This is a genomic window from Candidatus Palauibacter australiensis (assembly GCA_026705295.1).
In the GTDB taxonomy this organism is placed as follows: Bacteria; Gemmatimonadota; Gemmatimonadetes; order Palauibacterales; family Palauibacteraceae; genus Palauibacter; species Palauibacter australiensis.
The window spans coordinates 1-8,585 of record JAPPBA010000135.1 but is presented as its reverse complement, the minus strand read 5'-3'; the positions used below and the strand labels follow the sequence as shown (position 1 = coordinate 8,585).

Genomic DNA, 8,585 nt, shown 5'->3' with positions numbered 1-8,585 from the left:
AACGCCCGGACCTTGGACCAGGAGAGCCGCCCCTTCTCCATCTCGGCCGAGGTCAACGGCAGCTCGGCGAGGCAGCGGGCCGCCCGCAGCCGCTCGCGAGCCGCGCCGAGGGAGATCCCGGCGCGCCAGTTCAGCCAGTGGGCGCAGGAGCGCCACCCGCTCCAGCGTTCCTCCTCATCGAAGCGGCGCAGCAGGATCAGGAGCCGATACAGGCTGGCGTCGAGGTGGGCGCAGAGTTCGGCGATCTCGTCGCCGACAGGGTCGCCGTTCAAGACCGCGGGGTGCGAGACCGCAGCGTTCGAGGCATCAGGGGTCGGGGCATCACGGGTCGAGGCATCGCGGGCGTCGGGCGTGACAGGCATGGCGTTCTCATCCGAATCTCAGGGTTCAGGGGCCCGCGCGGGGCCCGCGCGCGGGCGGGACGCGAGCGGGGAGCCGGCACCGTTTGTGACTCCGGTTTCATACCCCGTTCTTCGGTAAATGTTCGGGTCGCCTCTCAACCCGGTCTCAACGCGATCTCCAACGCGATCTCAACGGTCGGGACGTTCCCGCGGGAACGCCGACGACCCGTCGGCATCGGCAACTGGAGCGGGCCGCCGGTGAGATCGCGTCGTCGCGGGACGGGCTTCGTTGTGGTAACTACAATCCATACGGTCCGGGAACTCGACGAAGGGAAGGGCTACCAGCTGCGAATGAACCGCGTACTCGAGAGCTACGTGCGGCACCGGACCGCGAACCCCGACGACACCGGCGAGGGCGGCCGGGGATCGTGACCGTCGATCGGCGAGGGTTCGTGATCCGGACGGGCGCGGGGGCGGCGGGCCTCACGATCGGGCTCTCGGGGTGTGCGCCGGGGACGGGCGGTGGCGCGCAGGGGTCGGACGCGGCGGGCTGGCCGACGGATCCCGATGCGCTCGAAGCCCGCTACCGCGACAACATCTATACGCGCCTCCTCGGCGTGAGACCCCACCTCCCGGCGCACGAGCACGTCTCGCGACTGGGCGGGGGACGGATGGACGCCGAGGTCATCGCGGCGATGGCGGAGGCGAACGCGTTCTTCGTCGAGATGAACGAGTTGCTCGAGGCGGCGGGGGCGCGGATCGCGGAGCGGCTCGGGACCGAGGCGGCGCTCGTCACAGCCGGCGGCTTCTCGGCAATGGTGCTCGGGGCGGCCGGCTGCCTGACGGGCACGGATCCGGAGCGGGTTCACGCGCTTCCCCTCCCCACGTGGCCGCGCCGGGAGTGCCTGATCCAGACGCCGCACCGGTTCGGCTACGACCGGGCGTACCGGGACGCGGGGATGACGATCGTCGAGGCGCAGACGCGGGAGGACTTTCGGGCGAAGCTGACGGGGCGGACGGCGATGATCGCCGCGCTCGCGACGGCGGAGCGGCAGACGATGTTCGCACCTCCGGCGCCCGTGGACTGGGCGCCCGCCCCCGGGCCCGAGGTCATGGCCGTGCGCGAGCAGATCGAGATCGGGCGCGCGGCCGGTGTCCCCGTGCTGGTCGACATGGCATCGGACCTCCCGACCGGGGTGGGTCTCGTGGAGTTCGTCGAGGCGGGGGCGGACCTGATCGTGATCAGCGGCGGCAAGGGGATCGGCGGCCCGCAGTCGTCCGGCATCCTGGCCGGGCGGGCGGACCTCGTCGAAGCGGCGCGTCTGAACGCCTCGCCGAACGATGGCATCGGCCGGGGCATGAAGGTGGGGAAGGAGGAGATCGTCGGTCTCGTGGTCGCCCTGGACCGCTACGTGGCGCGCGATGTCGAGTCGTGGGTCGCGGGCTGGTCCGACATGGCCCGTCGCATCGCCGCGGATCTCGCCGACGTCCCCGGCCTCACCGCCGAGGTCGTGACGAACACCGCGGGCTACGAGGACGTGGAACTCACCTGGGACCCTGGCGTCATCCCCCTCACGACCGACGAAGCGAAAGCCGGACTCATGGCCGGTGAGCCCCGCCTCGCCTACCTGATGACCGTCCGCACGCGCCTCCTCCGCGAAGGCGAGGATGGGCTCGTCGCCCGCACCCTCCGCAACTTCTTCACCGAAGCAGCCACTACGGCCTGAGCGCCGGGCGACAATCACGGTGATTGTCGCGGCGGGCTTTGTCCATCTACGTTGGCGGGCCGCGGTCCGACCGGGCATGGCGTCCGGGAGGTCCGCCACAACCGCAGCGAATCAACGTGCCGCCGTAACAGGAGCGAGAGCCCCATGCGCAAGCTGGCCATCGTCACGCCGACCACGCTCACCCTCGCCGCAGCCGTCCTGGCCGCGGCGGATTTCGCCGTCGCCCCCTCGGCGCTCGCCGCCCAGGAGGCGGTGGTGTTCGACTCCGCCGATGTCGCGGGCCTCAGCTTCCGGTCCATCGGGCCGCCCCGGGGCGGGCGCAGCACGGCGGTGGCGGGGATCACGGAGCAGCCGCTCACCTATTTCATGGGCGCGACGGGCGGCGGCGTGTGGCGCACGGACGACGCCGGCCTCAACTGGCGCAACATCTCCGACGGCTACATCGAGACGGGCTCGATCGGGGCGATCGACGTGGCGGACAGCGACGCGAACGTCATCTACGTGGGCACCGGCTCGGCCCCCATCCGCGGAAACGTGTCGAAGGGGGTCGGCGTCTACCGCAGCACGAACGGGGGCGACTCGTGGACCCACATCGGCCTCCCGAACGCGGGGCAGATCGGCCGCATCGAGGTCCACCCGCGCGATGCCGACATCGCCTTCGTGGCCGCGCTCGGCGACCCGTTCGGGCCCAACCCCGAGCGCGGCGTCTTCCGCACGACGGACGGCGGGGACACGTGGGACCACGTGCTCGCGATCTCCGACTCCACCGGCGCGGTGGATCTCGCGATCAACCCGGTGAATCCGCGCATCGTCTTCGCTACGGCGTGGCGGGGCGAGCGCAAGCCGTGGACCGCGATCTCCGGTTCGGAGGAGTCCGGCGTGTTCCGGTCGACCGATGGCGGGGACACGTGGACCCGGCTCGAGGGCGGACTCCCCACCGGCCTCGTCGGCAAGGCGGCCGTCACCGTCTCGCGCGCCAACCCCGACCGGGTGTGGGTGCTCATGGAGGCGCCCAACGACCGGGGCGGCGTCTACCGCTCCGAGGACGGGGGCGACAACTGGCGGCGCGTGAACGACGACCGCGGGCTCCAGCAGCGCGCCTGGTACTACACGCACATCTACGCCGACCCGGTGGACGAGAACACGGTGTACGCCCTCAACGTCGGCTACAACAAGTCGATCGACGGCGGCGCGACGTGGCAGGGCTACGGCGTGCCGCACGGAGACGTGCACGACCTCTGGATCAACTACGAGAACCCCGACTTCCAGGTCGTGGCGAACGATGGCGGCGGGCAGGTGACGACGACCGGCGCGGAGAGCTGGTCCACGTACTACAACCAGGTCACGGCCGAGATGTACCGGGTGTTCGTCGACAACCAGTTCCCCTACCGCGTGTACGGCTCGCAGCAGGACAACTCCACGATCATGGTGCCCAGCCGCGGCATGCCGGCGGTGCAGCCGGCGCAGCACTGGGCCGCGGTCGGCGGCTGTGAGAGCGGCCACATCGCGATCGACCCGCGGAACCCGAACGTGACGTACGCGGGCTGCTACGGCGGCAGCATCAACCGGGTGGACCGGGGCACGGGCGACGTGCGCCAGATGCTCCTCTATCCCCAGCTCCAGCTTGGACAGGCCCCGAAGACGATGCGGCACCGCTTCCAGTGGAACGCGCCGATCCGGATCTCCCCGCACGACCCCGACGTCATCTATCACACCTCGCAGTACGTGAACCGGACATCGGACGCGGGATACTCGTGGGAGACGATCAGCCCGGATCTCACGCGCAACGACACGACGAAGATGGAGCACGCGGGCGGGCGCATCACGTGGGACAACACCGGGGTGGAGATGTACGGGACGATCTTCGCCTTCGAGGAATCGCCGCACGAGGCGGGCGTCCTGTGGGTGGGCTCGGACGACGGCCTCATCCACGTCTCGCGGGACGACGGGGCGAGCTGGGAAGACGTGACGCCGGGCGACCTGCCCGAGTTCTCGACCGTCAACATGATCGACCTCTCGGCGCACGGCGCGGGGCGGGCGCACGTCGCCGTCTACCGCTACCGGATGCAGGACAACACGCCCTACATGTGGCGCACGGACGACTACGGGGCGAGCTGGACCCGGCTCTCGGGCAACGGGATCGAACCGGGCCACTTCGTGCGCGTCGTGCGGGAGGACCCGGCGCGGGAGGGCCTCCTCTACGCGGGCACGGAGTTCGGGCTCTACGTGAGCTTCGACGGCGGCGACAACTGGCAGCGCTTCCAGCAGAACCTGCCGATCACGCCGATCACGGACATGCTCGTGCACGAGGGCGACCTCGTCATCGGGACGCAGGGCCGCTCGTTCTGGATCCTCGACGACGTGTCTCCGCTCCGCACGATGTCCGCGGCCACGCTGGCGGCCGACGTCCACCTCTACGTGCCGCGCGACGCGGTGCGCGCGCAGGGCGTCTTCCCCAACGGGGCGTCGATTCACTTCGCGCTCGGCGAGGGGATGGAGGAGACGATCAACCTCGAGATCGCGGATGCGGCCGGCGAGGTCGTGCGGGTCTACTCCTCGAACCCGGGTTCTTGGGACGAGGAGGCGAAGGCGGCGATCGGCCGGGCCTCGACCTGGTCGCCGGACCGCCTCCAGACGAGCGCGGGTCTGAACCGGATGGTTTGGAACCTTCAGGGAGAAGGGCCCGACCTCGTCCAGGGCGCCCGGATCTGGGGCTTCACGGGCCGGGTGCCCGCGGTGCCCGGGCGCTATGAGGTGCGGCTGACGGCGGGGGACGCGACGCAGACGCAGCCGCTGGCGGTCCATGTCGATCCGCGCGTGGCCGACCAGATCACGGTCGCCGACCTGCAGCAGCAGCACGACCTGATGGTCCGGGTGCGCGGTCTTCTCCAGCAGTCGCACGACGCCGTGCGCGAGGTGCGTTCGGTCCGGTCGCAGATGAGCGACATCGCGACGTCCGTGGAGGAGGCCGGCTACGGCGATGACTTCACGGAGATGGCGGACGCGGCGGGCGAGAAGCTCACGGATGTCGAGGAGGAACTCTTCCAGACGCGGAACCGCTCGGGGCAGGACATGCTCAACTTCCCGCCCATGCTCGACAACGAGATCGCGAACCTGTACGGCTACATCGCATCGACCTACGACCGCCCCAACGCGGTGGCGGCCGTCCGCGCCGACGAACTCGAGGCCGAACTCGGCGGGTGGCTGACCACGCTCCAGCAGATCATCGACACGGACGTCGCGGAGTTCAACAACCGCCTGCGCGAGGCCGGCGTCCCCGGCGTCATCGTGCGCACCAGGCCCCGCGCCACGAGCTGACCGGCGTGGGGGTTGGTCGGCGCCGGTCGCCGCACGTCGCCTCGTGAGCCGGGGGGGAAGAGGCTCGCCGGCCGCACCGGCGGGGCTGCTGGCGCTCGTGATCCTCTCGACCGCGGGGTGCGGCGGCGACTCCACGGCGCCGCCCACGGCTTCTCCCAACCGCCGGCCGACACCGACGAGCACGATCCCGCCCCAGGAACTGGCGGCCGGCGACACGCTCACGGTGGACGCGGCGGCCTACTTCACGGATCCGGACGGGGACGCCCTCACGTTCTCCGTCGCGACCTCCGACCCCGGCGTCGCTTCCGCCTCGCTTTCAGGCACCACCGTCACCGTCGCCGGGGTCGCGCCGGGCGAAGCGCGGGTCACGATCCGGGCCCGCGATCCCCGTGCGCTGCAGGCCCGACTGGAGTTCCAGGTTCTCGTGCCCGAGCCCGTGACGGCGGACCACGTCGTCCTCCGGGCGTTCTACGAAGCGACGGGCGGCGAGGCCTGGACCGCCGACGACAACTGGCTGACCGGTCGACCGCTGGATACGTGGTACGGCGTGGGCGTGGACCAGGCGGGGCGGGTGACGGACCTCGACCTGGCCTTCAACCGACTCCGGGGGCATCTCCCCCCGGAACTCGGCGACCTCGACCGCCTCCAGTCGCTCTTGCTGCCGGGAAACGAACTCGCCGGGGCCGTCCCGCCCGAACTGGCCCGCCTGCCGATCCTCGTGCAACTGGATCTCGGCGACAATCGCCTCCACGGCCGGATCCCGCCGCTGATCGGAGACTTCCGCTACCTGGATGACCTGGACCTCGGGGACAACGAATTCGAGGGGCCGATCCCGGCGGCGCTGGGCAACCTCGGCGCGCTGCGCCGGCTGGACCTGAGCGGCAACGATCTCACGGGACCCATCCCGTCCGAGCTCGGGGACCTGGGCGAACTGCAGACGCTGCTGCTCATGCGTAACAACCTCGAGGGACCGGTGCCCGCGGCGCTCGGGCGCCTGGCGGCGCTGCGCGAGCTGAACCTGTCGGACAACGCCTTGCTGACCGGCCCGGTGCCCGTCGAGTTGACGTCGATCCGGGGGCTGGTCCAACTCCATCTCGGAGGCTCGGGGCTCTGCGCCCCCGCCGAACCTGCCTTCCGGGACTGGCTGGAGCGGCTGTACAGATACCGGGTCGCCGTGTGCGGGCAGGACGCGTCGATCGTGCTCACCCAGGCCGTGCAGTCGTCACGGTTTCCCGTGCCGCTCGTCGCAGGCGATTCCGCGCTGCTGCGCGTGTTCCTGACCGCCCCTGAAGGTGCGTCCGTCGATTTTCCGGCCGTCCGGGCCCGGTTCTACGTGGAGGGCGCCGAAACCCACGTCGTCGACATTTCCGCGCAGACGAACCCGGTACCGACCGCGATTGAGGAAGGCGATCTCGCCACGTCCGCGAACGCCGTCGTGCCGGGGCGGGTCGTGCAGCCCGGACTCGAAATCGTCGTCGAGACGGATCCCGACGGCACGCTGGACCCGGCTCTGGGACTCACGCGGCGGATCCCCGACAGGGGCCGGCGCGCGGTCGACGTCCGAACGATGCCCACCTTCGATCTCACGGTGATTCCGTTCGTGCTGACGTCAGACCCGGACGTCTCGATCGTGAGCCTCGTGAACAGCCTGACGCCGGACCACGAACTCTTCTGGGACACGCGTACGCTCCTCCCGGTGGGAGCCATGACGGTTACGGCGCACGAGCCCGTCATGGCATCCACCAACAACCAGAGCGCGCTCCTGGGCCAGACGGCGGCGATACGTGCCGCGGAGGGGGGAGCCGGGCACTACATGGGCACGATGACGAACAGCGACGGCGGAGGCGTGGCTTTCGTCGGCGGGTTCGCCAGCTTCTCCAGTCACGATCGAGCCGACATCGTCGGGCACGAATTCGGGCACAACATGAGCCTCAGCCACGCCCCCTGCAGCGCGACCGGCTTCGATCCGTGGTATCCCGGGGCGAGCGGGCAGATCGGCGCATGGGGATACGACTTTCGCGACGGCGGAAGTCTCGTTCCGCCGGATAGGCCCGATATCATGGGATATTGCGATCCGCACTGGATCGGGGACTATCACTTCTACAACGCGATGCGTTTCCGCCTCCGCACGGAACCACTCGAATCCGCCCCGCGCGGGGCAGCGGGCGGCGATGGCCGCACGCTGCTGCTCTGGGGCGGTGTCAGCGAGGAAGGCGTTCCCTACCTGGAGCCCGCGTTCGCCCTCGACGCTCCGCCGTCTCTGCCCCGGCGGGGCGGCGATTATCGTATTCGCGGCCGGAACGCGTCGGGTGAAGAACTGTTCGCATTGCGCTTCGACATGTGGCGCATCGCCCATGGGAACGGAGGTTTGGGTTTCGCCTTCGCCGTGCCGGTCCAGCCCGCGTGGGCGAGCGCGCTCGCGAGCCTCACGCTCTCGGGGCCCGGTGGATCCTTTACGCTCGACGGCGGGAGCCACCTCCCCACCGCCATCGTGCGCAATCCCGCGACCCGACAGGTGCGCGCGATCCTGCGGGATGCGTCGCCCGCCGGACTCGCCGGGGCGGTGGCCGAAGCGCTGGCCCTGGACCCCACCCTCGAGGTCTGGGTCAGCCGCGGGATCCCCGACCCCGCGGACTGGGACCGCTAAGCCGTTGCGCTACTGGCCCTCGCGGTCGCGCAGCTCCGCCAGCGCGCCGGTGTCGATCGCGTCTCGCAACTCGTGGAGTTCGTCGATCGTCAGGTTCCGTCCGTCCAGCTCGACGACGAAGCGATCCTCGATGAACCAGGTGAACTCCGCGCGGCCGCGGTCGCCGCGCGTGCGGCGGAACTCCTCCATGGCCGGATAGCCCTCGTATTCGATCGTCCGTTCCCACCCCCGGTCGCTCTCCTGGTCGACCGAGAGATCGAGCCACTCCACGAAGCCCTCCGAGCCGATCACGGGAATCGCGCCGACGTCGGCGATGGTGACTTCGACCTCGGCCCCGTTCCTTCCCTCATACTCCGCTTCGGCCACGGACACGTGGAACCCCAGAGCTCCGCCCGTCGCCCCCTCGCGCGAGACCCGTCTCAGGTTCCCCGCCCGCTCGGGCAGAAGATCGTAGAACTCGCGGAAGGGGATCGGGCGATCGACCAGCGTCTCGGCACTCAGGTCCTCGGCGAAGTCGGACATGTGCTCGCCGATCTCTTCCACCGCGTCGGT

Annotated in this window: 6 protein-coding genes; 4 read left to right on the top strand and 2 right to left on the bottom strand. The window is 70.4% G+C overall.

Features of this window, described 5'->3' with window-relative positions:
* A partial coding sequence (locus OXN85_11020) for a DUF222 domain-containing protein (protein MCY3600483.1) occupies window positions 1–362 on the bottom strand: 362 nt, incomplete at its 3' end.
* A 237-nt stretch (window positions 363–599) separates the two neighbouring features.
* On the opposite strand from OXN85_11020, the gene OXN85_11015 reads away from it, so the two are divergent.
* The 4 genes from OXN85_11015 (at window position 600) to OXN85_11000 (ending at window position 8,033) form a co-directional block, all read left to right on the top strand.
* Window positions 600–773 (top strand): hypothetical protein, encoded by a 174-nt coding sequence (locus OXN85_11015; GenBank protein MCY3600482.1) that lies wholly within the window; start codon window positions 600–602, stop codon window positions 771–773.
* A gap of 20 nt (window positions 774–793) precedes the next feature.
* On the top strand, window positions 794–2,068 hold the full coding sequence (locus OXN85_11010; protein MCY3600481.1) for a hypothetical protein: 1,275 nt from the start codon (window positions 794–796) through the stop codon (window positions 2,066–2,068).
* 144 nt (window positions 2,069–2,212) lie between these two features.
* Window positions 2,213–5,386: a glycosyl hydrolase gene (locus OXN85_11005; protein MCY3600480.1), complete on the top strand. Its 3,174-nt coding sequence runs from the start codon at window positions 2,213–2,215 to the stop codon at window positions 5,384–5,386.
* A gap of 43 nt (window positions 5,387–5,429) precedes the next feature.
* Window positions 5,430–8,033 (top strand): hypothetical protein, encoded by a 2,604-nt coding sequence (locus OXN85_11000; GenBank protein ID MCY3600479.1) that lies wholly within the window; start codon window positions 5,430–5,432, stop codon window positions 8,031–8,033.
* 9 nt (window positions 8,034–8,042) lie between these two features.
* Here OXN85_11000 and OXN85_10995 read toward each other — a convergent pair.
* Window positions 8,043–8,585 (bottom strand): hypothetical protein (locus OXN85_10995; GenBank protein ID MCY3600478.1); only part of this gene is annotated, 543 nt, incomplete at its 5' end.